The following is a 25,065-nucleotide window of genomic DNA, read 5'->3' on the forward strand; positions in this document are numbered from 1 at the left end:
GCTTTGTTGACGATGCACCTATCCAGACATCCGACCAGTTACCCGACGCGTTACCAGGAAATCGCCGCCCTGCTCGAACAGGAGCTGCGTAAAAACTACCGCTGCGGCGACTACCTTCCCGCCGAAAGCCAACTGGCGGCACGTTTTGAGGTGAATCGCCACACGCTGCGCCGCGCCATCGACCAGTTAGTCGAAAAAGGCTGGGTACAGCGCCGCCAGGGCATCGGCGTGCTGGTGCTGATGCGCCCGTTCGACTACCCGCTGAATGCCCAGGCTCGCTTTAGCCAGAACCTGCTCGACCAGGGAAGCCACCCCACCAGCGAGCGCTTACTCGCGGTATTGCGCCCGGCCTCAAGCCATGTGGCTGACGCGCTGGGCATTACCGAAGGCGAGAACATTATTCATCTGCGCACATTGCGCCGCGTTAACGGCATCGCGGTGTGCCTGATTGACCACTACTTTGCCGACCTGTCCTGGTGGCCCACGCTGCAACACTTCAACAGCGGTTCGCTACACGAAGTTATCCAGACACAGCTCGGCATCAGCCTTAAACGCACTCAAACACGCATCAGCGCCCGCCGCGCTCAGGCCAAAGAAAGCCGCCTGCTGGAAATCCCCAATATGGCGCCGCTGCTCTGCGTACGCACCCTTAACCACCGTGAAGGCCACACGTCACCGGCGGAATACTCCGTCAGTCTGACCCGCGCCGACATGATTGAATTCACCATGGAGCACTAAATGGACGCACCGCATTTTGACATCGCACAGCGCCAGCAGTGGATGGCCGTGCTCGCCCAAAGCCTGCCACAAGAACTGGCAGCACTTTGGGCAGAACAAAAACTGAATCCTGAATATCAGGTTATCCGCCAACCCGAAACCGGGCTGGTACAAATTCAGGCGCGGATGGGCGCAACCGGACAACGCTTTTTTGCCGGTGATACCACGCTGACCCGCGCCGTCGTGCAGCTCACCAACGGCACCTACGGTTACAGCTACATATCAGGGCGCGACAAAGCCCACGCCGAACGCTGCGCGGTCATCGACGCGCTGATGCAGGAAAAAACGCAATTCCGGACATTACAAGAAACCTTAATTGCGCCGCTGGCCGCAAATCGGGAACAACGTTTGGCTTCCCGTCGCACACAAATTAATAGCAGCCGAGTCGACTTCTTCACTCTGGTTCGCGGAGATAACGCATGACCCTGATGACCGCTTTTAACCTACCCGTGCAGGATGCCCAACAGAGCTTCCGTCGCCTGCTTAAAGCGATGAGCGAGCCGGGCGTGATCGTCGCCCTGCATTCGCTGCAACATGGCTGGAAACCGTTGAATGTCGCCTCCACCAGCGTGCTGCTGACGCTTGCCGACAACGACACGCCGGTATGGATTAGCGAGGCGTTAAGCAATGACGTCGCGCTGCAAAATGTCCGTTTTCATACCAATGCCCCGGTGACCCAAACACCAGAGCAGGCACAGTTCGCGGTCACCGACAGCACAATTACCGCCGAACAACTCAACGCACTGGCGCAAGGCACCGACGTCGCTCCCGACACCAGCGCGACGCTGATTTTGCAGGTGCCGAGCCTGAGCGGTGGCCGCATGTTGCGCTTAACCGGCGCGGGTATTCGCGAAGAACGCATGATTGCCCCGCAGTTGCCGGACTGCGTGATTCACGAGCTGACCGAGCGCCCGCACCCGTTCCCGTTGGGTATCGATTTAATCCTCACCTGCGGCGACCGCCTGCTGGCAATTCCCCGCACCACTCATGTGGAGGTGTGCTGATGTACGTCGCCGTCAAAGGGGGCGAAAAGGCGATTGCCGCCGCCCACGAACTCCAGGAACACAACCGCCGTGGCAGCCAAAATCTGGCTGAACTGAGCGTCGCACAAATCGAACAGCAGTTAGGTCTAGCCGTTGACCGCGTGATGACCGAAGGCGGCATTGCCGATCGTGAACTGGCGGCGCTCGCCATCAAGCAGGCCAGTGGCGATATGGTCGAAGCCATCTTCCTGCTCCGCGCTTACCGCACCACACTGCCACGTCTGGCGGTGAGCGAACCGTTAGATACCGCCGAGATGCGTTTAGAGCGCCGAATTTCAGCGGTCTATAAAGATGTGCCGGGCGGCCAGTTGCTCGGCCCAACTTACGATTACACCCACCGCCTGCTGGATTTCACTTTGCTGGCCAACGGCGAAGCGCCACAGCTTAAAAAGGCTGACGACATCACTGAGCCCGCGCCGCACGTTTTCAGCCTGCTGACGCGCCAGGGCCTGGCAAAAGCCGAAGAAGACCACGGCGAACAGCCGGACGATATCACCCGCCAACCGCCGGTTTATCCGTGCTCCCGCTCCTCGCGCCTGCAACAACTGGTGCGCGGCGACGAAGGCTATTTGCTGGCACTCGCCTATTCCACTCAGCGCGGCTACGGGCGCAACCACCCGTTCGCCGGGGAAATTCGCAGCGGTTATGTCGATCTGGAAATCGTGCCGGAAGAGTTGGGTTTTGCGGTGAACATCGGCGAACTGCTGATAACTGAGTGCGAAATGGTCAACGGCTTTGTAGCACCAGAAAACGAAGATCCGCACTTCACCCGTGGCTACGGGCTGGTGTTCGGCATGAGCGAACGCAAAGCGATGGCGATGGCGCTGGTTGACCGCGCCCTGCAAGCCCCGGACTACGACGAAACCGTCGCGGGCCCCGCGCAGGATGAAGAGTTCGTGTTGGCCCACGCCGATAACGTCGAAGCCGCGGGCTTTGTCTCGCACCTGAAACTGCCGCACTACGTCGATTTCCAGGCCGAACTGGAACTGCTGAACCGTCTGATTAAGGAACGCGCAAATGGCTAATTTAAGCGGCTACAACTTTGCTTATCTTGATGAACAAACCAAGCGCACCCTGCGCCGCGCCATCCTGAAAGCGGTCGCCATTCCGGGCTATCAGGTGCCGTTTGGTGGGCGTGAAATGCCGATGCCCTACGGCTGGGGAACCGGCGGCATTCAAATTACCGCCAGTGTGATTGGCGAAAACGACGTGCTGAAGGTGATTGACCAGGGCGCGGACGACACCACCAATGCGGTGTCGATTCGCAACTTCTTCAAGCGCGTCACCAACGTTGCCACTACCGAATCTACCGCCGACGCCACGCTGATTCAGACGCGCCACCGCATCCCTGAAATGCCACTCACCGAAGATCAGATCCTGATTTATCAGGTGCCGATCCCTGAGCCGCTGCGCTTTATCGAACCGCGTGAAACCGAAACCCGCACCATGCACGCGCTGGAAGAGTACGGTGTGATGCAGGTGAAACTGTATGAAGACATCGCCCGTTTCGGCCATATCGCCACCACTTACGCCTATCCGGTGAAGGTGAACCAGCGCTATGTGATGGACCCGTCGCCGATTCCAAAATTCGACAATCCGAAAATGGACATGATGCCCGCGCTGCAACTGTTCGGTGCCGGGCGTGAAAAACGCATCTACGCGGTGCCGCCGTATACCCGCGTCGAAAGCCTCGATTTTGACGACCATCCGTTCACCGTTCAGGAATGGGAAGAACCGTGCGCCATTTGCGGCTCCCACCACAGTTACCTGGATGAAGTGGTGCTCGACGATGCGGGCAACCGCATGTTCGTCTGCTCCGATACCGATTTCTGCCGCCAGAACAGCGAGGCCGCAAGCCAATGACTCAGCCGTTACTTTCCGTGCAAAACCTGACGCACCTTTATGCCCCAGGCAAAGGCTTCAGCGACGTTTCATTCGAGCTTTATCCTGGCGAAGTGCTGGGCATTGTGGGCGAATCTGGCTCCGGTAAAACCACATTGCTGAAATCAATTTCGGCACGTCTTGCCCCGCAAAACGGCGAAGTGATTTACCTGGATTCATCGCTGTACGGCATGAGCGAAGGTGAGCGCCGCCGCCTGCTGCGCACCGAATGGGGCGTGGTTCACCAACACGCGATGGACGGCCTGCGCCGCCACGTTTCCGCAGGTGGCAACATCGGCGAACGGTTAATGGCCACCGGTGCGCGCCATTACGGCGACATTCGTGCCACCGCTCAACGCTGGTTAGAAGAGGTGGAAATTCCGGCCTCACGCATCGACGACTTGCCAACGACCTTTTCTGGCGGCATGCAGCAACGCCTGCAAATCGCCCGCAACCTGGTGACGCATCCGAAGCTGGTGTTTATGGATGAGCCAACCGGCGGGCTGGACGTTTCGGTACAGGCTCGTTTGCTCGATTTATTACGCGGCCTGGTGCGCGAGCTGAACCTGGCGGTGGTGATTGTGACTCACGATTTGGGCGTGGCGCGTTTGCTGGCCGACCGCCTGCTGGTGATGAAACAGGGGCAAGTCGTGGAAAGCGGCCTGACTGACCGCGTCCTCGACGACCCGCATCATCCGTATACCCAACTGCTTGTTTCTTCCGTCCTTCAGAATTAGGTGAGCACGATGACCAGATTACGGGTTGAAAACCTGAGCAAAACCTTTGTGTTACACCACCAGCACGGCATTCGTCTGCCGGTGCTGTCGAACGCCTCGCTTGAAGTGAAAGGTGGCGAATGCGTCGTGCTGCACGGCCACTCCGGCAGCGGAAAATCCACGCTCTTACGCTCGCTGTACGCCAACTATTTGCCGGATGTTGGGCATATCTGGGTCAAGCATAACGAGCAGTGGCTGGACATTGTGCAAGCTCCGGCGCGTGACGTACTGGCGGTGCGCCGCCAGACCATCGGCTGGGTCAGCCAGTTCTTGCGCGTTATCCCGCGTATTTCCGCGTTAGAGGTGGTGATGCAGCCGCTGCTGGATTTAGGCGTATCGCGCGATGTCTGTGAAGACAAAGCCTCCATGTTACTCACCCGCCTGAATGTGCCAGAACGCCTGTGGAACCTCGCTCCGTCAACGTTCTCCGGCGGTGAACAACAGCGTGTGAACATCGCCCGTGGCTTTATCGTGGATTACCCGATTTTGCTGCTGGATGAACCGACCGCCTCACTGGATGCGAAAAACAGCGCAGCAGTCGTGGCGCTGATTCTGGAAGCCAAAGCTCGCGGTGCGGCGGTGGTCGGGATATTCCACGACGAAGCGGTGCGTAATCAGGTCGCAGACAGACTGCACAATATGGCAACCCCGATGGCAGCAGTGGAGGCACAGCATGATTATCAATAACGTAAAATTAGTGCTGGAAAATGAAGTGGTGAGTGGGTCGCTGGAAGTGGCCGATGGTGTCATCCGTAACTTTGCCGACAGCCCAAGCCAGCTGCCGCAAGCGCAAGACGGCGAAGGCGGCTGGTTGCTGCCCGGGCTTATCGAACTGCATACCGATAACCTGGACAAATTCTTCACCCCGCGCCCGAAAGTCGACTGGCCGGCGCATTCAGCCATGAGCAGCCACGACGCGATGATGGTCGCCAGCGGTATTACGACGGTGCTGGATGCCGTGGCGCTGGGCGATGTCCGCGATGGCGGTGACCGTCTGGAAAATCTGGAGAAGATGATTAACGCGGTGCTGCACAGCCAGGCGCGTGGCATCAACCGTGCCGAGCACCGCCTGCATCTGCGTTGCGAACTGCCGCATCACACCACATTGCCGCTGTTTCAGCAGTTAATCCAACGTGATGGCGTGTCGCTGGTGTCATTGATGGACCACTCGCCAGGACAGCGCCAGTTCTCAAATCTGGTCAAATATCGCGAATATTATCAGGGAAAATATTCACTGAGCGACGCCGATATGAATCGCTATGAAGCGGAACAACTGGCGCTGGCAGAACGCTGGTCGCAGCCTAACCGCCTGGCGATTGCCGCCGAGTGTCGCGAACGCAATATCGCCCTTGCCAGCCACGACGATGCGACGAAAGCGCACGTCGCAGAATCTCATGAACTGGGCAGTGTGATTGCTGAATTCCCCACCACGCTTGAAGCGGCTCAGGCCTCTCGCCAGCATGGTATGAGCGTACTCATGGGCGCGCCAAATATCGTGCGAGGCGGCTCGCATTCCGGCAACGTGGCAGCCCATCAACTGGCACAAGTCGGGCTGCTGGATATTCTCTCCTCAGATTATTATCCGGCCAGTTTGCTGGACGCGACTTTCCGCGTGGCGCAAGACGAAACCAACAGCATCACGTTGCCGCAAGCTGTCGCGCTGGTTACACGTAACCCAGCAAAAGCGCTGAATCTGGCCGATCGCGGCGTACTGGCTGAAGGCAAACGTGCCGACATGGTACTGGCGCATCTTCATAGCGATCACATCCACGTCGGTCATGTCTGGCGTCAGGGAATACGGGTGTTCTGATGAGCAAAATAGTCTGGTTGATGGGGCCGTCAGGCTCAGGGAAAGACAGCCTGCTGAGCGCGCTGCGCCAGCAGGAGAATAATCAACTGCTGGTGGCTCACCGTTACATCACCCGCGCCGCCGACGCGGGCTGTGAAAATCACGTCGCGCTGAGTGAGAAGGAGTTCACCCAGCGCCAGCAGCAAGGCTTGTTCGCTTTGTGCTGGCAAGCGCACCACCAACGTTATGGCGTAGGCATTGAGCTGGATATCTGGCTCGATTCTGGCTTCGATGTGGTGGTGAATGGCTCACGCCAACATCTGGCGCAAGCGCGGGCACGCTATGGCGAAGCGCTGGTGCCGATTTGTCTGCATGTTTCAACTGACGTTTTGCGTAAGCGCCTCGAACAACGCGGGCGCGAAAGTACAGAGCAAATAGAGCAACGCCTGCAACGTGCGGCCTTCTACGCCCCGGATTTAGACGATTGTCTGGTACTTAATAACGATGGCAGCCTGACGGAGGCTGTCTTATCGTTTATGCGTATGGTAGAAAGCCAGCGCAATACCAATATCGTCCATTTTTACAAAAAAGAGCCGCGCCATGTCTGATAACCTCGAATTTCGTCCTGCCAACCTTGCCGACACCGATGCCGTTTACGCTTTGATTTGCGAGCTAAAGCAGGCCGAATTTAACCGCCAGGCGTTTAATGCTGGGTTTGCGGCAAACCTCGCAGATAGCCATTTGCATTACCAACTCGCGGTGCTTAACGGTGAAGTGGTCGGCATGATCGGTTTGCATATGCAGTTCCACCTGCATCATGTGAACTGGGTCGGTGAAATTCAGGAACTGGTGGTGATGCCGCAGGCACGCGGCTATGGCGTGGGCAGCAAATTATTGGCCTGGGCCGAAGATCATGCGCGTCTTAACGGAGCGGAACTGACCGAGCTTTCCACCAGCAAAAAGCGCCTTGATGCCCATCGATTCTACGAACGAGAAGGTTATCAGCCAACGCATGTTCGCTTTACCAAACCGGTGGAGATAAACCATGAGCCTGATACTCACGCTTAGCGGTACTGGTGGCGCGCAGTTGGTGCCCGCCTTTGGTTGCTCTTGCGCAGCCTGCGAGCGGGCTCGCAAAAACCCGCAATATCGCCGCAAACCTTGTAGCGCAGTGGTGAAGTTCAACGATGCGGTGACGCTTCTGGATGCGGGCATTCCTGATTTGATGGACCACTGGCAGCCTGGCGAATTTCAGCAATTTTTGCTGACGCATTACCATATGGATCACGTGCAGGGCCTGTTCCCGCTGCGTTGGGGCGTGGGCGAGAAGATCCCGGTTTATGGCCCCGCCGATGAACACGGCTGCGACGATCTGTTTAAACACCCCGGCATCCTGGATTTCAGCCACCTGCTTGAACCCTTTGTAGGGTTCACGCTGCAAGCGCTGCGCATCACGCCTCTGCCACTTAACCATTCAAAACTCACGCTCGGTTATCTGTTCGAAACACCGCACAGCCGCGTGGCATGGTTAAGTGATACCGCTGGGTTGCCGGATAAGACGTTGAAGTTTCTGGCAAACAATAAGCCGCAGGTTATCGTGATTGATTGCAGCCACGAGCCGAGAGCGCAAACGCCTAACAACCATTGCGATCTGAATACCGTCGTTAAACTGAATGAAACTATTGGCTGCCCGCGAGTGATCCTCACACACATCAGCCATCAGTTTGATTGTTGGTTGATAGAGAACGAACTGCCAAAAGGGTATGAAGCTGGGTTTGATGGAATGGTGATTAGCGAGGCGTAGCATGATTGGGAGCAGATGACGTAGCAACTCGCCACCCGTCCGAAACTCATCTCATACAAAAAACTTAACGATAATCCTCATCCAGACGGCGTTCATCGTCTTCAAGCTGGCGACGTTGATTATCTAACTGGCGTTGCTGCTCATCCAACTGGCGACGCCGGTCTTCAAGCTGCCGCTGGCGATCCTCATACCGACGTCTTTCATTGTCGTTATTACGCGCGCGCGAATCATCCTCATACGCGTTATTGTCGTCATTGTTGCGGCCATTGTCTGGATGGTAGGCATCATTAAGTGCCTGCGAAATTGAGCTGACAATGGAATTATCAAACAGACCATCCAGTGCATCAGCACGGGCAAATGTTGCCATGGTCAGGCTGCCGAGCAGCAATAAGGTGGAGTATCGATTCATAAGCCTGTCTGATGTCTGGTAACTCTGAAAACGATAGGGAAAGCCCCCGCATCTCAACAGCGGAGTATTCTCAATTCGTAGAACATCACTCTTTTATGGATACTCGGGAGCGCGGATTAATAACGTGCCATTGACGTTGATTCAACAGGTGACATAGGAAAAGAGGGGTAAAGTCAGCCCCTCTTTGCAGAGGGGCTTAGTCCTTGCTACAGGATGATCAATGAGGTGCATAACAATCAATGTGGCGGCTAAGTTGTGTTCCTAAACCCACCCGCTTCCTCCTGGGATACTGGAAGGGGTCTTTCTATTAATGTCTTCTTCTGGACTCCGAGTCAATTGTTTGCGAGTGACCTTTTCATTGATTTGCAATCCAGTTTACAAATGTCTGGTTCTGCGCAAAGCCTGTGCCAGTTTTTGCTGATTAAAAGGTTTGCGCAGGAGCTCTACCTGGGGAAATTGCTGGCTGCTGCGGCGCAAATCCTGGCCGCTGATCAGCAAACACGTGAGATGTGGAAAGTTATCGCGGGCGTGTTGGATAACATCAGCGCCACTCATCGGCCCGGGTAACATCAGGTCGCTAATCAGAACCTGAATCTCCGGCACATCCTTGAGAAATTGCAGCGCCTGCTGGCTGTCGCCGGTTTCCAGCGTCAGATAGCCCAATTGATGTAACTGCTCACACAACGTCTGGCGCACGTCGAGCTCATCTTCCAGCACCAACACTAATTGATCTTCATCGTTATTCGCCGCCAGCGGCTCAGGCAAGGCTTCACTGAGCGCTTGTGCGGGCGCTCGTGGGAGTTGCAAACGCACCAGCGTTCCTTGCCCTGGCGCACTTTCAATTTGTACTCGCCCCCCTGACTGGCGCACAAATCCATAGACCATCGATAAACCCAGACCACTTCCGCTGCCGGTCTGTTTGGTGGTGAAGAACGGCTCAAATACCTGGGCTTTGACCTCCTCTGACATACCATGACCACTGTCGATAACCTCCAGGGCCACCATGTCCTGTTTTCCCCCATCCGTGCGCACAACTCGCTGATTCCAGGTGCGGATCTTAATCGTGCCGCTTTGCCCGTCCATGGCATCCCGCGCATTCATCACCAGATTGATAATCGCATTCTCAAGTTGATTCACATCGATCCATGCAGGCCAGGCGGGGTGCTGCGCTTCAATCTCAAGCGTCAGGGCTGCGGGGAGCGAGTGACGAATCAGTGGATCGAGGTTTTCCAACAAGTTTTTCATCGAAACGGCGTGCGGATGCAGCGATTGCTTGCGAGAAAACGCCAGCAAACGCTGAGTGAGTTGCGCCCCCCGCTCAGCGGCTTTTAAGGCTCGCTGGATGCGTACTGCGTCGGGTGAATCCACCGATGTCAGCTCAAGGCTGCCGATAATCACCGCCAGCAGATTATTAAAATCATGCGCCAGGCCACCGGTTAACTGCCCTACCGCTTTCATTTTTTGGCTGTGAACCAGCGCTTCTTCCAGCGCTTTGCGCTCGGTACGCTCCAGTACGACGTTCACCATGCCGCGCCCTGGCACTGGGCTAAAACGCAGCTCAATAGTGCGATTATCTGCCAGCCGCAGTTCTTGTGGTTTAGGTAGCGGGCGTGAGAGGTTTTCGAGAATATGCTCCTGCAAGGGCGTCACGTGTTTGAGCAGGCTTAAATAGTGTTGCCCGCGCTGTAGCCGCTCCGCTGGAAGCCCCAGCAACAACGGATATTGCGGGTTCCACACCACTAAGATCCCCTCGTTATCAAACAGGGCAAAACCGTCGCGCATTGCATGAAACGTGGTTTCCAGTTGGGTACTTTTTTCTTTGAGTAATTTAGAAGTGTGTTCCAGCGAGGCGGTATTACGTGCAAAAACGTTAAATGCTCGCGCCAGTTCGCCCAGTTCATCACGCCGTTGTAATGCAGGTACGCTGACATCCCGCTCGCCACGGGCCAGCCGCGTCATGGCATGGGAAATCGCCGTAAGATTTGAGCCAAGATTGCGGTAAATATACCAACCCGCAAAACCGGTGATCACCAGCGCCAGTAGTGCAAACAGACCGATAAAGGCAATCATCGATTGCAGCTCTTTATGGCTTTGGTCCGTGCGGTTGAGCGACTCTTGCGCCACCTTTTGCACATACTGGTTGATGTCCTGATTCAGGAACGCCACTAGCGCTTTGATGTGATACATAAACCAGGCGATGCCTAAATCGCTGTTATCTAACGCCTGAGAAAGCGGCAGCAACTGACGCAAATGCGCTGTGAACTCCTGCAATATGCCATCAACCAGTAGCGAATCGGCATGGGTCGGAAGCTGTGCCATCACATCGGTAAGCTGCACCACGGTAGCTTTTGGGGAAGGAGTTTGAATGGCGATCAGAATCAGCCGGTCCATTTCGGTTAACAGCCGGGCTTCGGGAACGGCTAATCCGTCCCTGGCATCAATATCCTGAATATGATGCAAATAACTTTGGTTCTGATACAGCGCACTGAGCAGCGCATTACGCTCCAGATGGCGGCGATGGCCCAGCTCCAGCATGCGTGTCACGCTGCTTTCCAGTTCGTTGCTCCGCTCGGTTATGCGTTTGACCAACGCGGGTTCGTGGCGGGCTAAAGGCGCATTCGCCAGGTGATTAAGTGAGTTTTGCAACGCAAGCTGTGTTTGTTTCAAACGCTGCGCTTCACTTTGATATTCCAACGCACCGACCACTTGCGTGAGGCGCACCGCTGCCGTCGCCACATTCGCTGTATCCCGCGCCAGCTCCATGCTGCCAGACATATCACTGAGCGTTTGTCCCTGAACCTGTTCTTGTAAACGGCTGGCGTGATTAAACCCCAGCACCGCCACGCCACACACCAACAATGTTACCGCCACCACCAGCAGATTGAAGGACAACAGGCGTCCTCGGGCGCTTGCGAAGAACGGTGTGCGGGGTTGCGGCATGGTTGGCTCCGTGCTGATTTGGCTCCCTCGCTCATTGCAAGGAAATGACCCGGCTTTCCCTTCGTCATAACAACCGAAAACAGAATCGCCTGATTCTCCAACCTATGTCTAGTATTCCTCCCTGCAGAAGTAAAGCACCCACACCTTAAATAAAGAGATGAATAAACGAGTCAGCCTCTCCTCTAAATTTAATGGTCGAAAAAAAACCGGAAGTGAATATTCATTTCCGGTTTTGTTCGATGCTTTATTTTCAGCGTTATTTTTTTAGACTGCTAATGAATATCCAAACCCTTCAAGTTGCAGTCAACGTACCTGCAACCTAAAGTGCAAAGGGATAAAAATTACCAGTGGTAAGAATAACTCAACCCAACCTGCATACCGTCATTTTGATAATCGGTGGTCTGGTAACCCACATTGCCACGCAAGGTGGAATTAGGGGTAATGTAGTAATTGACGCCAACTCGTGCATAAGGCTTAACGCTTTGGCTATCTCCACGATCGTAAATAGAGTCTGCGTCGTTTACATACTGAATCAGCCCAGTAAATGCATCACGCTTGTGATTAAGCTTAATATCAGCACCAATACCACCGTCTAACTCGATAGTTTCCGTGAGCTGATGATTCATATCAACGCCTAATTGAAGGTCGAAGTTTTCATTCCCCATACGCCCATACGTGGCAGGGAAATTAATATTATCTTGTTCAGTGTAACCCGCACGATAAACATTATGATATTTCAGCGCAGCCAAAGGTGTGATGCGTGTTTGTTCACTGGCAACAATACCGTAGCTCGCAGTTAACTTCGCGTAGTAACCTTTAATCTTAGAATTTCCTTCACCTGCTTCAGTACCATATTGAGCGGCACGGGTGATATCCAGCCCTTGTTGCAGGAAGGCTGCGGAAATTTCTGAACTGAAACCAGCGTTATTTTTATTCTCCTGGTAACGCAACCATGTACCCACACCAGGATGGTTGTTACCGCTGGTTTTATAACCTTCGACCAGATTCGTGTTATTGGCTAAATTCAGGGATGCACCCATAGTCCAGTTTTCTGCCGGGAAGCGGAATGAACCAAACAGCCCCGTTGCAATACGGTTATTTTGGTGAACATTATCATACTGAGTAAATAAACCTACGCAGTAGTCGCTATCGCCCAGCTGGCAGCGACTTTCAGCCAGGTTGTATAGCGCGGTCTGATAGAGGTCGAGGATCCTGTAGCCATTTTCTGCCATTTTGTTGATTGATTGGCGCGTTTTATTGATATCAATAGGGTCTGATATTGAAGGCTCACGCGGTTCCGGCGGCACAATTGGATCAACTGGCGGCTGCGGAGCAACAGGGTCAACCGGTGTAGTTGGTTCAACAGGGTCTACTGGCTTCTGTGGGTCAACAGGATCAACCGGTGTCAGTGGCTCAACAGGGTCAACTGGCTTGGACGGCTCAAGTGGCAGCATGTCCGGGGTATAATTTAATTTCCACAGCACCGCACTCGTTTCGCCATTGTTCGCCTCAACATAACCGGCAACGACTTTGCCATCATCAGAAATCGCCTCGGCACTGGTCTCGCCACCCTGTTGATTACCCAGAGGTTTGAGCTCATACATTTTTTTCGCGCTGGAGACATAGACAAATCCGCGCTCAGAATCATCTTCGTTCCACGAAGAACCGACAATAAATTCACCATCATGCGAGACGCCGGAAGCAGATGAAAAACCGGTATTATCTTTTTTCAGAGTACCCAGATCTTTCATGCCTTCTGCATCAGTATGGCGAAAGGCATGCATTTCATTCAGGTCATTTTCTGAATAACCAACTGCCACCAGCCCATTGGAAGAGACGGCATTAGCGCTTGATGCACCATCATTGGCTTTACGCAATGTTCCTAAAGAGACCATACCTTTAGCTTCGGTATATTTAAATGCCTGAGCTTCGTTATTAAACGTCGCTCTGCCAACAATAACATTGCCATCATAATTGACGCCATTGGCGCTAGAAAAACCAGAATTGCTGTTAGATAAAAATGAAAGCCCTTGAGTTTCTGAGAAGCGGTAGGCGCGCTCGTCTGCTAAACCAACAATGGTGTTACCATCACCAGACACCGCAAGTGCAGAAACTTCTTTAAGGCCTTTATCTTTACCTACAATTTTTACGTTGCCCGTTTTCAGATTATAAATATAGGCTTCTGATTCATTGGCTTGAACGTCATTAAAATAACCGGTGGCGACCTCACCATTATCTGAAATACCGGTGACATAAACGTTACGGCCATCATTGTTTAATACTGAGATATCAATATCTTTCCCGTCTTTACGAATAAAGGAACGGTAAACATCATTAGATAGCTCATACGTACCACCGGTCACGCTACCATTAGATGATATGGCTGCAGCTTGTCCAACATCTTTTAAAACCGAGAGATCATAATCCATTTTCGCATGAGAAATGGAGACGTTAGACACGATCAAATACGCCAGCAATGACAATTTAAAATTGTTACGTTTATTTAATTTCATAATCTTATATATTATTTTTAGAAAATAGGTGCTCAGCATAGATATAATACTTATCTATACCCTATATAATTCGAGTTGCAGGAAACAATACAATATCGCATTTGAATTAGACAAATGCTGGCTCATACAACTTGAATGATGACAAAGAGTTGCACTACCTCTCTCGAAGGTGCATGTTCTGCTTGAAATGATTTTTTTTCATAACTTCCTGTAATAACAATATCCGTACATAACCAGAAACTGCTTAAGAGAGGTCATAAGCAGACTTACTACCTGAAATGGGATGAAACTGAATCGGGGCGAAATATAATGCAACATATACACAATAGACAAGGTAATTATCATTATTTTTATCAAAAAAATAACAGTCATAACTAATATGACCAAATAAGAAAGTGATTTCTGGAAATAATAAAATAAATACATCTTTTCCATTATCTGATTGAAAAACATGACTTAAGTCACACTTTTCGACAACGCATTCAACCCCATTAACACACTTTTTCTCCGCTGCCGGGAGCATCAACTTAGCTCCAGGTGCCAGCATAAGATCAAGTTGATTGTATTGATAATTACTCTCAATACAGCAAGAACAACCAAGTCAAAGAGGCAAAAAAGCACATTTTAAACTACAAAAAAACACAAATAGCAGACTAATAATCTATCTCTATAACCGCTCACTTTGTGTTGGTTTTGGCCCTTTCCGTTACGGATCCTCAAGCTGAGCGGTGTTCATTCGTGATAGACGCGTTGCAGATATGCTGGCTGACTTAACAGCTTGTTCACTGAGTATGCTTTCAGTGGAAAAACATTATCGTGACCCAATAATAAATGGCTAATAATGTCTTTATTGAACTTCATTTATATGGGTCAAAATTAATTGCCGTAAATAATAATCAAATAACCCATACACAATTTACCCATCCTCATACGCGTTGCAACCAACACACCAGCATCCTGAAGAAGAATAGATATATGACAAATATGAACGGCTTTTGACATCTTCCATTTACCTGGGCGTGTTTAACTGCGAGCAATGAAAACTTCACCCGCAGGAGTCGCGCCATGAATCGCGTTCCCATTCTGGAGATGCGCAATATTGCCAAGTCATTCGGCAAGTTTTATGCGTTGAAAGGTGTCGACTTAACGGTATTTCCCGGTGAAATTCACGCATTAATGGGGGAAAACGGCGCGGGGAAAAGCACGCTAATGAAGATTTTGGCCGGTGCCTACCCCGCCACCAGCGGCGAAATCCTGATTGAAGGTGTGCCTTACAGCATTAAGGGGCCAAAAGACGCACTCAGCGCAGGCATCACGCTGATTTATCAAGAGATGCAACTCGCCCCCAACCTGACGGTCGCCGAGAACATTTTTCTGGGCAGCGAACTTTCACGCGGCGGCCTGGTAAAGCGCAAAGAGATGGTTTTACAGGCGCAAAGCGTTATTGACCGCCTGGGCGCGCAGTTTAAGGCCAGCGATTTAGTCTCACGTCTGACGATTGCCGAGCAGCAACAGGTGGAAATTGCCCGCGCACTGCACCGCAAGAGCCGCATTCTGGTGATGGATGAACCCACCGCCGCCCTCTCTTCTCGTGAAACTCATCGCCTGTTCGAGCTGATTATGCGGCTGCGCGATGAAGGGATGGCGATTATCTATATCAGCCACCGTATGGCGGAAGTGTATGAACTTTCTGACCGCGTGAGCGTGCTGCGCGACGGGCAATACGTCGGCAGCCTGACGCGTGAAAATCTTAACGCCAATGAGCTGGTGCGCATGATGGTGGGCCGTCCGCTGAGCGATCTGTTCAATAAAGAACGCGATATTCCACTGGGCAGCGTACGTCTGAATGTTCACCACCTGACGGATGGGGCCAAAGTTCAACCGGTGAGTTTACAGGTGAAATCTGGCGAAATCGTCGGGCTGGCGGGGCTGGTCGGTGCCGGGCGTTCCGAACTGGCGCAGCTGATATTTGGAGTGCGTAAATCCACCGGGGGCAACATTGAAATTGACGGCAAACCCGTCAAGATTCATTCACCTCGTGAAGCTATTCACCACGGCATTGGCTTTCTCACAGAAAACCGCAAAGAGCAGGGTTTGTTCCTCGAACTCGCCGCACAAGACAACATCACTATGGCCACGATTGAGCGTGACGCACACTACGGCTGGCTCGACCGGAAAAAAGCCCAGACCATTTCTGACGATGCCATCAGCCTGCTGAATATCCGCGTACCACATGCACAAGTTCGCGCCGGTGGTTTATCCGGCGGCAATCAGCAAAAGTTGCTGATTTCGCGTTGGGTGGCGATCGGCCCGCGTATTTTGATCCTCGATGAGCCCACGCGCGGTGTGGACGTCGGCGCGAAAAGTGAGATCTACCGAATCATGAGCCAGATGGCAAAACAGGGGGTGGCGATCCTTATGATCTCCAGCGAATTGCCGGAAATTGTCGGGATGAGCGACCGGGTTTATGTAATGCGCGAAGGTAGCATCGCGGGCGAATTGCACCCCGCCGACATCACTCAAGAAAATATTATGACGCTGGCAACGGGCGTTGAAGATGCCCATAGAAAGGCGGTACATCATGGCTAATCAATCTACACAATCGGTCGTAAAATCCGCCTCGCTGAAAAAAGCATTATTCGGCGATTTGATGCAAACCGTCGGTATTTTGCCGATTTTGATCCTGATCGTGGCGGTATTTGGTTTTATTACGCCAAACTTTTTTACCGAATCTAACCTGCTGAACATTGCCCGCCAGTCGTCGATCAATATCGTTCTCGCCGCCGGGATGACTTTCATTATTTTGACCGGCGGTATCGACCTTTCTGTCGGCTCGATTCTGGGTACCACAGCGGTGACAGCAATGGTGGTTTCGCTGATGCCGGGCTGGGAATCGCTGTCGATTCCTGCCGCGCTGATGATGGGCACCGGGTTGGGGCTGTTTAATGGCATGTTGGTCGCCTGGGCAGGATTACCGCCGTTTATCGTCACGCTCGGCACCTATACCGCTTTGCGCGGTGCGGCCTATTTGCTGGCTGACGGCACCACGGTGATTAACTCCAATATCAATTTTGAATGGATTGGTAATTCGTATCTCGGCCCGATTCCGTGGCTGGTAGTGATTGCGCTGGCGGTGATTGTGGTGTGCTGGTTCATCCTGCGACGCACCACGCTCGGCGTTCATATTTATGCGGTCGGCGGCAACATGCAGGCGGCACGTCTGACGGGGATTAAAGTCTGGATGGTTCTGCTGTTCGTTTATGGCATGAGCGGACTGCTTTCAGGCCTGGGCGGTGTGATGAGTGCATCGCGGTTGTATAGCGCCAACGGCAACCTCGGCGCAGGTTATGAGTTGGATGCCATTGCGGCGGTTATCCTCGGTGGCACCAGTTTTGTCGGCGGTATTGGCACGATAACCGGCACGCTGGTTGGCGCATTGATTATCGCCACGCTCAACAATGGCATGACGTTAATGGGCGTTTCGTATTTCTGGCAACTGGTGATCAAGGGTGCGGTGATCATCATTGCGGTACTGATCGACAAATACCGTACCCGTCACCATCAAAGTGCATAGCTGTATCCATAACAACAAAACTCAACCCTACGTGAGGAAAACAACATGCGTTTAAAGCTAATAGCCGCTGCACTCCTGATTGCGAGCGCGCCATTTGTTCAGGCAAAAGAACTGAAATCCATCGGGGTGACGGTGGGCGATCTCGCCAACCCGTTCTTCGTGCAGATTACCAAAGGGGCGGAGCTTGAAGCCCGCAAACTGGCTGGCGATAACGTGAAAGTGACGCTGGTTTCCAGCGGTTACGATCTCGGCCAGCAGGTTTCTCAAATTGATAATTTTATCGCCGCCAAAGTCGACATGATAATCCTCAACGCGGCGGACTCTAAAGGGATTGGGCCGGCGGTAAAACGCGCGAAAGATGCCGGGATCGTAGTGGTAGCGGTTGACGTTGCCGCGGAAGGTGCGGATGCAACGATCACATCGAACAACACCCAGGCGGGTGAAATGGCCTGTAAGTACATTTCGGATCGTCTGAAAAACAAAGGCAATGTGGTGATCATCAACGGGCCTCCGGTTTCCGCCGTGCAGAACCGTGTTGAAGGCTGCGAAACCGAGTTTAAAAAGCATCCAGAGATCAAAGTGCTTTCATCTAACCAGAACGCCAAAGGCAGCCGTGAAGGTGGCCTGGAAGTAATGACGTCATTATTGGCGGCGAATCCGAAGATCGACGGCGTATTTGCGATCAACGATCCTACGGCGATCGGTGCCGATCTGGCAGCGAAACAGGCACAACGCAATGAGTTCTTTATTGTTGGCGTGGATGGCAGCCCGGATGCGGAAGAAGCGCTGAAACGGGGTGGAAGTACGCTGTTTGTGGCAACGCCTGCGCAAGATCCGCAAGTGATGGCGGCGAAAGCGGTAGAGATTGGTTACGACATTCTGCAAGGCAAACCTGCGCCGAAAGAGCCGGTGCTGATCCCGGTGACGATGATCGATAAAAACAATATCGGGACTTATAAGGGCTGGACGGTGAAATAACCTTTTCCCCTCACCCCGGCCCTCTCCCAAAGGAGAGGGGGAAAGCCCTATGTCCCCTCTCCCTCAGGGAGAGGGTTAGGGTGAGGGTGGTTTCAGGAGACAAAATGAAACGCTCCGAAGTGAACGAGATCCTCTCACAGACGCGTCATTTCTTTATGCAGCACGACGTTCATCTGCCGCCATTCGCCTCATTTGACCAGGCAAAATGGCAACAGGTGGATAAACAAATCTGGCATGAAGTGTTCGATCTCAAATTGGGCTGGGACGTGACAGCGTTCGGCGGTAACAACTTTCTTGCTCAAGGCCTGACGCTGTTCACGCTGCGTAACGGCTCACCCGATGGCACACCGTATGCCAAATGCTATGCCGAAAAAATCATGCATGTGCGTGAAGGGCAGCTCACGCCAATGCATTTTCACTGGCGCAAACGCGAAGACATTATTAATCGCGGCGGCGGTAATTTGATTGTTGAGCTGTGGAATTCCGATCAGTTCGAGCAGACCGAAGAGACCGACGTCACGGTCGTTATCGATGGCTGCCGCCAGACTCACGCGGCAGGTAGTCAATTGCGCCTCTCACCAGGGGAAAGCATTTGCCTCGTGCCGGGTATTTACCACAGTTTCTGGGGCGAGCCAGGCTATGGCGACGTGCTGGTTGGCGAGGTGTCGATGGTCAATGATGACGACCGCGACAACCGTTTCCTTAAACCACTCGAGCGCTTTAACGCCATCCTTGAAGACGCGCCCGTGCAGCAGTTGCTGTGCAACGAATATCGCCAGTACGTTTAAATTTTTTCCAACATCAGGGGAATCATTATGGCTTTGATATCGCTCGCAGATGGACTGGCGCACGCGCGTGCAAACGGCTATGCATTAGGGGCGTTTAACGTGCTCGACAGCCATTTTCTGCGCGCCCTTTTTGCCGCGGCAAAGCAGGAAAACTCACCGTTTATCATCAACATCGCCGAAGTTCACTTTAAGTATGTCTCGCTGGATTCGCTGGTAGAAGCCGTCAAATTTGAAGCGGCGCGCCATGATATTCCGATAGTGCTCAATCTCGATCACGGCCTGCATTTTGAAGCGGTGGTTCGCGCTTTACGCCTTGGTTTTAGCTCAGTGATGTTCGATGGTTCTACACTTGAATATGAAGAGAATGTTCGCCAGACCCGCGAGGTAGTGAAGATGTGCCACGCGGTGGGTGTTTCGGTTGAAGCAGAGCTTGGTGCAGTAGGCGGTGATGAAGGTGGCGCGCTGTATGGCGAGGCCGACAGCGACAAATTCACCGACCCTTCTGTTGCGCGTGATTTTGTCGACAGAACCGGTATCGACACGCTGGCCGTCGCCATCGGTAATGCTCACGGCAAATATAAAGGCGAGCCGAGACTCGATTTTGATCGTCTGGCCGCGATTCGCCAGCAGACTGGCCTGCCGCTGGTTCTGCACGGAGGATCTGGCATCAGCGACGAGGATTTCCGCAAAGCGATAAGCCTCGGTATCCACAAAATCAATTTCTATACCGGGATGTCACAGGCGGCGCTCGGCGCGATAGAAAAACGCATGACTCAACGTCACGCCATTTATGACGAATACGCCGAGTTGCTGCTGGGGATTGAAGGGGCGATTACTGACGTTGTCGCCCAGCAAATGCAGATTTTTGGCAGTTCAGGCAAGGCTTAAGGAGAGGTTATGAGTGAGCGCAGCGGGATTATCGCCGCCGGAAATATGTTGGTCGATCATGTGCATCAAATTGTGCAATGGCCGCAACGCGGGTGGCTTGCGGAAATTGTCCACAGTGAACGTTCAACCGGTGGCGCACCTTTAAACGTGTTGCTGACGCTGGCGAAAATGCACGTCGGCCTGCCGCTTCAGGCAGTGGGTCTGGTGGGAGACGACCACGACGGCGACTACATTATGGCGATGTTGGATCAGTATCATGTAAATCGCCAACACGTGCACCGCACCACTTTCGCGCCGACGTCGATGTCACAGGTGATGACTGACCCGAGCGGACAGCGCACGTTTTTTCACTCACCGGGTGCCAATCGCCTGCTCGATTTACCTGCCTTTGACCGCCTTGAATCGTCGTTCAAAATCTTCCATCTCGGTTATTTATTGCTGCTCGATAGTCTGGATATGGAAGACGCGGAATACGGCACGCGCAGCGCCAGATTGTTGGCGATGATGGCGCAGCAAGGCTACGAAACATCGCTTGATCTGGTCTCGCGCCAGGGCGACCCACGCTATCGCCCGATGGTGCTCCCTGCGCTGCGCTGGCTGGATTATCTGGTGATTAATGAACTGGAAGCCGGTGAGTTTAGCGGGTTGGACATTCGCCATTCTGACGGTGCGCCGCATATCGAAAATATTGCCCAGGCAGCAAACCAACTGCTGGAAGCGGGCGTGCGCCAACGCGTCGTTATTCACTGCCCAGAAGGTGCATGGGGTGTTGAACCAGGAAGCGAAGGGATTTGGGTGCCGTCGTTTATGTTAACTCAGAAAGAAATTATCGGCAGCGTCGGTGCCGGTGACGCTTTCTGCGCCGGAATATTATATGGCAGCCATGAAAAATGGCCGCTTATCGATAGCCTGAAATTAGCCCACGCTTGCGCACGTGCTAATCTTTTATGTGCCAATGCGATCGATGGCGCAAAAACACTGACGGAATTACAGATGTTTATTAATGATAATGGTTAGTTTTTATTAGACGATTCATTAATAATGGCATGAATATATGGAATTTGTTTTGCGAGAGAGATTCCAGAAGAATGTAATTCTAAAAAATTAATTACATTGTTAATTTCATTTAAAATAAATAAAAACTGCGTAAACTACGCGACGGGTGCTTAGGGCTTTCAGTCCTGAGCATGAGTGAGGGATATTCTTTGAATCCAAGGAATAAGAAAGCCCCGGGCAACTTTGACGTTAACCCGAGGCTAATCCCCAACCCTAGACAAGTTGAGATTAGCCTCTTACTCGCCACAAGGCAAGGAGTAACAGGCATGAAGCCATCTAAAACTGTTGTCATTTGCTTATTCATTGTTTGTGTAACACTAATAGCGATGACCTTATTAACGCGGCGTAATTTATGCGAAGTGAAAATAAGGAATGACAAACAGGAGGTAGCGGCCAGGCTGGCCTGCTCCGAATAGTAAAGCTATCCGGGCGGGGTTCGCCCCGCCCAACTTGTGCAGACGTAGGGGATAAGTCTTAAGCACCCAATCTATAATTCAAGCTGCACTATTCTCAGCCTGAATAACATCTGCCGAAAATACATAACCTATGCCACGAATTGTTTTAATTAATACAGGCTGGTGCGGGTTGATTTCTATTTTGCGGCGCAGGCGCATAATCAATACATCTATAGTCCTGTCGAATACGTCCAGGCTTTCGCTGTGGGTTAATTCCAGCAATTTTTCACGGGATAATACTTTGCGTGCGTTTTGCATCAGCGCCAGTAATAAGCCGTATTCACCTTGAGTCAGGTCAATCTGTTCATGCTGTGAGTTAAAAAGCTGGCAACGTTCGGTATCCAACCGCCAGCCATTAAAATGCAGGCCACCGGTTTTTGTTGTGGTTGTTTCGACCGCCAGCGCTCCGCTGCGGCGCAGCACGGCTTTGACGCGCGCCACCACCACGCGCGGATTAAACGGTTTGGCGATGTAATCATCTGCACCCATTTCCAGCCCGACAACCACATCGGATTCGCTACCCAGCCCGGTTAGCATCACCACCGGTAAATCCGGGCGCTGGCGCTGAATGTGTTGCAGCACAAGCAGCCCATTGATATCAGGAAGGATCATATCCAGCAGCACCAGCGCGATTTCCGGCTGTTGGGTTATCGCTGTCAGCGCGTCGTTCCCCGAGTGGCAAACCCTCACCTCAAAGACGTGTTCATTGAGCACGTCGCGCAGCACATCACAAATTGCCAGATCGTCATCCACCAGCAAAATGGCAGGCTTCATGGTTCATCTCCGTGGAGGATGCAGGGGTGAAATAATCATTGTGGGTGATAGTTGAAGGAGTGCCGCATACCCATGCTGAATTTTCAACCAGTGTCACAAACCCGGCTTTGGTCGACACGTCACTTTTGACGATGACCTGTTTTTCGTCAGCGTTTTGCTGCTTTTATCATCGTAAGATACCGGTTATTCCCCTTCTTTTTATATGGCATAGATAATGCATTAGTGCGGGGAGATGTGATCAGCTGTTTAGTGTCACACACATTTAGCAGCATTGACTGGAGCAACACTGATGAAAAAAGTCGTCACGGTTTGCCCCTATTGTGCCTCAGGTTGCAAAATCAACCTCGTGGTCGATAACGGCAAAGTCGTCAAGGCGGAAGCGGCTCAAGGTAAAACTAACCAGGGCGATCTTTGCCTGAAGGGTTACTACGGCTGGGATTTTATTAACGATACTAAAATCCTCACCCCGCGCCTGAAATCACCGATGATTCGTCGCCAGAAAGGCGGCAAACTCGAAAATGTTTCCTGGGATGAAGCACTGAACTACGTCAGCACTCGTCTTAGCGAAATCAAAGCGAAACACGGCTCCGATGCCATCATGACCACCGGTTCTTCCCGTGGTACTGGCAACGAAACCAACTATGTGATGCAAAAATTTGCGCGCGCCGTTATTGGTACCAATAACGTTGACTGCTGCGCACGCGTCTGACACGGCCCATCGGTTGCAGGTCTGCACCAATCGGTCGGTAACGGCGCTATGAGCAACTCAATCGTCGAGATTGAGGATACCGATTTAGTGTTTGTGTTCGGGTATAACCCGGCAGATTCACACCCTATCGTTGCTAACCGCGTGATTAAAGCGAAGCAAAAAGGGGCGCAAATCATTGTTGTCGATCCGCGTAAAATTGAAACCGCGCGCATCGCCGATATGCATTTGCAGTTAAAAAATGGTTCTAACATCGCCCTGCTTAACGCAATGGCGCATGTGATTATCGAAGAAAACCTGTATGACCAGTCCTTTGTGGCTGCTCGCACCGAAGGTTTCGACGAGTATCGCAAAATTGTTGCAGGCTACACGCCTGAATCCGTTGAAGAAATTACTGGCGTGAGCGCGTCGGAAATTCGCAACGCAGCGCGTATGTATGCAAACGCAAAAACGGCCACGATTCTGTGGGGCATGGGCGTGACCCAGTTCTATCAGGGCGTGGAAACCGTTCGCTCGCTGACAAGTCTTGCGTTGATGACCGGAAACCTGGGTAAACCAAACGTTGGTGTAAACCCGGTTCGTGGTCAGAACAACGTTCAGGGCGCTTGCGATATGGGCGCACTGCCGGATACCTATCCGGGCTACCAGTACGTGAAAGATGCGGCAAGCCGCGAGAAGTTCGCGAAAGCCTGGGGCGTAGATTCTTTACCTGCGCACACTGGCTATCGCATCAGCGAATTGCCACACCGCGTCGCCCATGGCGAAGTGCATGCGGCGTACATCATGGGTGAAGATCCTCTACAAACGGATGCGGAGCTTTCAGCCGTACGTAAAGCGTTTGAAGAACTTGAACTGGTGATTGTGCAAGACATCTTCATGACCAAAACCGCGGCTGCGGCCGATGTGATTTTGCCATCCACCTCCTGGGGTGAACATGAAGGCGTATATACCGCCGCTGACCGTGGTTTCCAGCGCTTCTTTAAAGCGGTAGAACCGAAGTGGGACCTGAAAACGGACTGGCAGATTATCAGTGAAATCGCCACCCGTATGGGTTACGAGATGCACTACAACAACACCCAGGAAATTTGGGATGAGTTGCGTGGCTTGTGCCCAGACTTCTATGGTGCCACCTACGAGAAAATGGGCGAACTGGGTTATATCCAGTGGCCTTGCCGCGATGTTGCGGAAAGCGACCAGGGAACTTCGTTCCTGTATGACGGTAAGTTCGATCGTGAAAATGGTCTGGGTGAATTCTTTACCTGCGACTGGGCGCCACCAATCGATCGCATCACCGAAGAGTACCCAATGGTGCTTTCCACGGTGCGTGAAGTGGGCCACTACTCTTGCCGTTCGATGACCGGCAACTGTGCGGCATTGGCTGCGCTGGCGGATGAACCCGGATACGCGCAAATCCACATCGACGATGCTGCGCGTTTGGGTATCGAAGATGAAGCGCTGGTGTGGGTCAATTCCCGCAAAGGTCGCGTCATCACGCGTGCGAATGTGAGCGAACGTCCGAACAAGGGCGCGGTTTACATGACGTATCAGTGGTGGATTGGTGCCTGTAACGAGCTGGTGACTGAAAACCTCAGCCCGATTACCAAAACGCCGGAGTATAAGTACTGCGCCGTGCGTGTGGAGCCGATTGCCGATCAGCGCGCCGCCGAGCAGTATGTGATTGATGAGTACAGCAAGCTAAAAGCCAGCCTGCGCGAGAGCGCTGCGGGTTAAAACCTTTCTGACAAAACCTTGAGAGCTGCCATCTGGCAGCTCTTTTTTTATCTGCCTTCATCTTATTGTTATCCAAACAAATAACCCTCCGTTCCCCCTCTCTCCTCACAGTATTTATTGATTGGATTTTCAACAATTTAATTAATGCGTGATCTGTCGCCCAAAAAGTAAACAAAGCGCTCA

24 protein-coding genes are annotated in these 25,065 nt (G+C 52.5%); 19 read left to right on the forward strand and 5 right to left on the reverse strand.

Annotated elements, in window-relative coordinates; translation table 11 throughout:
* Nucleotides 1-12 precede the first annotated feature (12 nt).
* Genes phnF through phnP form a run of 11 tightly spaced genes read left to right on the forward strand, consistent with a single transcriptional unit; the run spans nt 13 to nt 8,070 of the window.
* Entirely contained in the window at nt 13-738 is a 726-nt protein-coding gene (gene phnF / locus OH773_RS19805; RefSeq protein WP_270145978.1) for a phosphonate metabolism transcriptional regulator PhnF, read from the forward strand.
* Nucleotides 739-1,200 carry a phosphonate C-P lyase system protein PhnG gene (phnG, locus tag OH773_RS19810; protein ID WP_270141217.1) on the forward strand — a complete coding sequence of 154 codons (462 nt, stop codon included), beginning with the start codon at nt 739-741 and terminating at the stop codon, nt 1,198-1,200.
* Nucleotides 1,197-1,781, forward strand: coding sequence for a phosphonate C-P lyase system protein PhnH (phnH, locus tag OH773_RS19815; RefSeq protein WP_270141219.1), 585 nt, complete (start codon nt 1,197-1,199; stop codon nt 1,779-1,781). The genes phnG and phnH overlap by 4 nt, the downstream gene beginning before the upstream one ends.
* Nucleotides 1,781-2,845 carry a carbon-phosphorus lyase complex subunit PhnI gene (locus tag OH773_RS19820; protein ID WP_270141221.1) on the forward strand — a complete coding sequence of 355 codons (1,065 nt, stop codon included), beginning with the start codon at nt 1,781-1,783 and terminating at the stop codon, nt 2,843-2,845. Before phnH ends, OH773_RS19820 begins: the two co-directional genes overlap by 1 nt.
* Complete coding sequence (locus OH773_RS19825; protein WP_270141223.1) at nt 2,838-3,683, forward strand: alpha-D-ribose 1-methylphosphonate 5-phosphate C-P-lyase PhnJ; 846 nt, start codon at nt 2,838-2,840, stop codon at nt 3,681-3,683. The genes OH773_RS19820 and OH773_RS19825 overlap by 8 nt, the downstream gene beginning before the upstream one ends.
* A complete protein-coding gene (gene phnK / locus OH773_RS19830) occupies nt 3,680-4,438 on the forward strand; it encodes a phosphonate C-P lyase system protein PhnK (RefSeq protein ID WP_270141225.1) in 759 nt (252 codons plus the stop codon). The genes OH773_RS19825 and phnK overlap by 4 nt, the downstream gene beginning before the upstream one ends.
* Nucleotides 4,439-4,447: 9 nt before the next feature.
* On the forward strand, nt 4,448-5,164 hold the full coding sequence (gene phnL / locus OH773_RS19835) for a phosphonate C-P lyase system protein PhnL (protein ID WP_270141227.1): 717 nt from the start codon (nt 4,448-4,450) through the stop codon (nt 5,162-5,164).
* A complete protein-coding gene (gene phnM / locus OH773_RS19840; protein WP_270141229.1) occupies nt 5,151-6,287 on the forward strand; it encodes an alpha-D-ribose 1-methylphosphonate 5-triphosphate diphosphatase in 1,137 nt (378 codons plus the stop codon). Before phnL ends, phnM begins: the two co-directional genes overlap by 14 nt.
* Complete coding sequence (phnN, locus tag OH773_RS19845; protein ID WP_270145980.1) at nt 6,284-6,874, forward strand: ribose 1,5-bisphosphokinase; 591 nt, start codon at nt 6,284-6,286, stop codon at nt 6,872-6,874. The genes phnM and phnN overlap by 4 nt, the downstream gene beginning before the upstream one ends.
* Nucleotides 6,867-7,334, forward strand: coding sequence for an aminoalkylphosphonate N-acetyltransferase (gene phnO, locus OH773_RS19850; protein ID WP_270141237.1), 468 nt, complete (start codon nt 6,867-6,869; stop codon nt 7,332-7,334). The genes phnN and phnO overlap by 8 nt, the downstream gene beginning before the upstream one ends.
* On the forward strand, nt 7,312-8,070 hold the full coding sequence (phnP, locus tag OH773_RS19855; RefSeq protein ID WP_270141239.1) for a phosphonate metabolism protein PhnP: 759 nt from the start codon (nt 7,312-7,314) through the stop codon (nt 8,068-8,070). The genes phnO and phnP overlap by 23 nt, the downstream gene beginning before the upstream one ends.
* A gap of 64 nt (nt 8,071-8,134) precedes the next feature.
* On the opposite strand, the gene yjdP is transcribed toward phnP, so the two are convergent.
* From yjdP to OH773_RS19875, 4 genes are all read right to left on the reverse strand, one after another.
* Nucleotides 8,135-8,479, reverse strand: coding sequence for a DDRRRQL repeat protein YjdP (yjdP, locus tag OH773_RS19860; RefSeq protein ID WP_270141242.1), 345 nt, complete (start codon nt 8,477-8,479; stop codon nt 8,135-8,137).
* A 375-nt stretch (nt 8,480-8,854) separates the two neighbouring features.
* A complete protein-coding gene (locus tag OH773_RS19865) occupies nt 8,855-11,419 on the reverse strand; it encodes an ATP-binding protein (RefSeq protein WP_270141244.1) in 2,565 nt (854 codons plus the stop codon).
* Nucleotides 11,420-11,760: 341 nt separating this feature from the next.
* Nucleotides 11,761-13,971 (reverse strand): autotransporter domain-containing protein, encoded by a 2,211-nt coding sequence (locus OH773_RS19870; protein WP_270141246.1) that lies wholly within the window; start codon nt 13,969-13,971, stop codon nt 11,761-11,763.
* 205 nt (nt 13,972-14,176) lie between these two features.
* On the reverse strand, nt 14,177-14,479 hold the full coding sequence (locus OH773_RS19875) for a hypothetical protein (protein ID WP_270141248.1): 303 nt from the start codon (nt 14,477-14,479) through the stop codon (nt 14,177-14,179).
* Nucleotides 14,480-14,997: 518 nt separating this feature from the next.
* On the opposite strand from OH773_RS19875, the gene OH773_RS19880 reads away from it, so the two are divergent.
* The 7 genes from OH773_RS19880 (at nt 14,998) to OH773_RS19910 (ending at nt 21,632) form a co-directional block, all read left to right on the forward strand.
* Entirely contained in the window at nt 14,998-16,521 is a 1,524-nt protein-coding gene (locus OH773_RS19880; RefSeq protein ID WP_270141250.1) for a sugar ABC transporter ATP-binding protein, read from the forward strand.
* Entirely contained in the window at nt 16,514-17,506 is a 993-nt protein-coding gene (locus OH773_RS19885) for an ABC transporter permease subunit (RefSeq protein ID WP_270141252.1), read from the forward strand. The genes OH773_RS19880 and OH773_RS19885 overlap by 8 nt, the downstream gene beginning before the upstream one ends.
* 45 nt (nt 17,507-17,551) lie before the next feature.
* Nucleotides 17,552-18,484 (forward strand): ABC transporter substrate-binding protein, encoded by a 933-nt coding sequence (locus tag OH773_RS19890; protein ID WP_183272435.1) that lies wholly within the window; start codon nt 17,552-17,554, stop codon nt 18,482-18,484.
* 104 nt (nt 18,485-18,588) lie between these two features.
* Nucleotides 18,589-19,272 carry a D-lyxose/D-mannose isomerase gene (locus OH773_RS19895; protein WP_270141255.1) on the forward strand — a complete coding sequence of 228 codons (684 nt, stop codon included), beginning with the start codon at nt 18,589-18,591 and terminating at the stop codon, nt 19,270-19,272.
* A 27-nt stretch (nt 19,273-19,299) separates the two neighbouring features.
* A complete protein-coding gene (locus OH773_RS19900) occupies nt 19,300-20,160 on the forward strand; it encodes a ketose 1,6-bisphosphate aldolase (RefSeq protein ID WP_270141257.1) in 861 nt (286 codons plus the stop codon).
* Between the two features lie 9 nt (nt 20,161-20,169).
* Complete coding sequence (locus OH773_RS19905; RefSeq protein ID WP_270141259.1) at nt 20,170-21,177, forward strand: carbohydrate kinase family protein; 1,008 nt, start codon at nt 20,170-20,172, stop codon at nt 21,175-21,177.
* 365 nt (nt 21,178-21,542) lie between these two features.
* Nucleotides 21,543-21,632, forward strand: coding sequence for a Hok/Gef family protein (locus tag OH773_RS19910; RefSeq protein ID WP_270145982.1), 90 nt, complete (start codon nt 21,543-21,545; stop codon nt 21,630-21,632).
* A 78-nt stretch (nt 21,633-21,710) separates the two neighbouring features.
* Here OH773_RS19910 and OH773_RS19915 read toward each other — a convergent pair whose 3' ends face one another.
* Entirely contained in the window at nt 21,711-22,445 is a 735-nt protein-coding gene (locus OH773_RS19915; RefSeq protein ID WP_270141261.1) for a response regulator, read from the reverse strand.
* Between the two features lie 289 nt (nt 22,446-22,734).
* Between OH773_RS19915 and fdhF the strand changes: the two genes are divergently transcribed.
* Nucleotides 22,735-24,882 carry a formate dehydrogenase subunit alpha gene (fdhF, locus tag OH773_RS19920; RefSeq protein ID WP_270141263.1) on the forward strand — a complete coding sequence of 716 codons (2,148 nt, stop codon included), beginning with the start codon at nt 22,735-22,737 and terminating at the stop codon, nt 24,880-24,882.
* Nucleotides 24,883-25,065: the final 183 nt, after the last annotated feature.

Source organism: Buttiauxella sp. WJP83 (genome assembly GCF_027594725.1).
Lineage (GTDB): Bacteria > Pseudomonadota > Gammaproteobacteria > Enterobacterales > Enterobacteriaceae > Buttiauxella > Buttiauxella selenatireducens.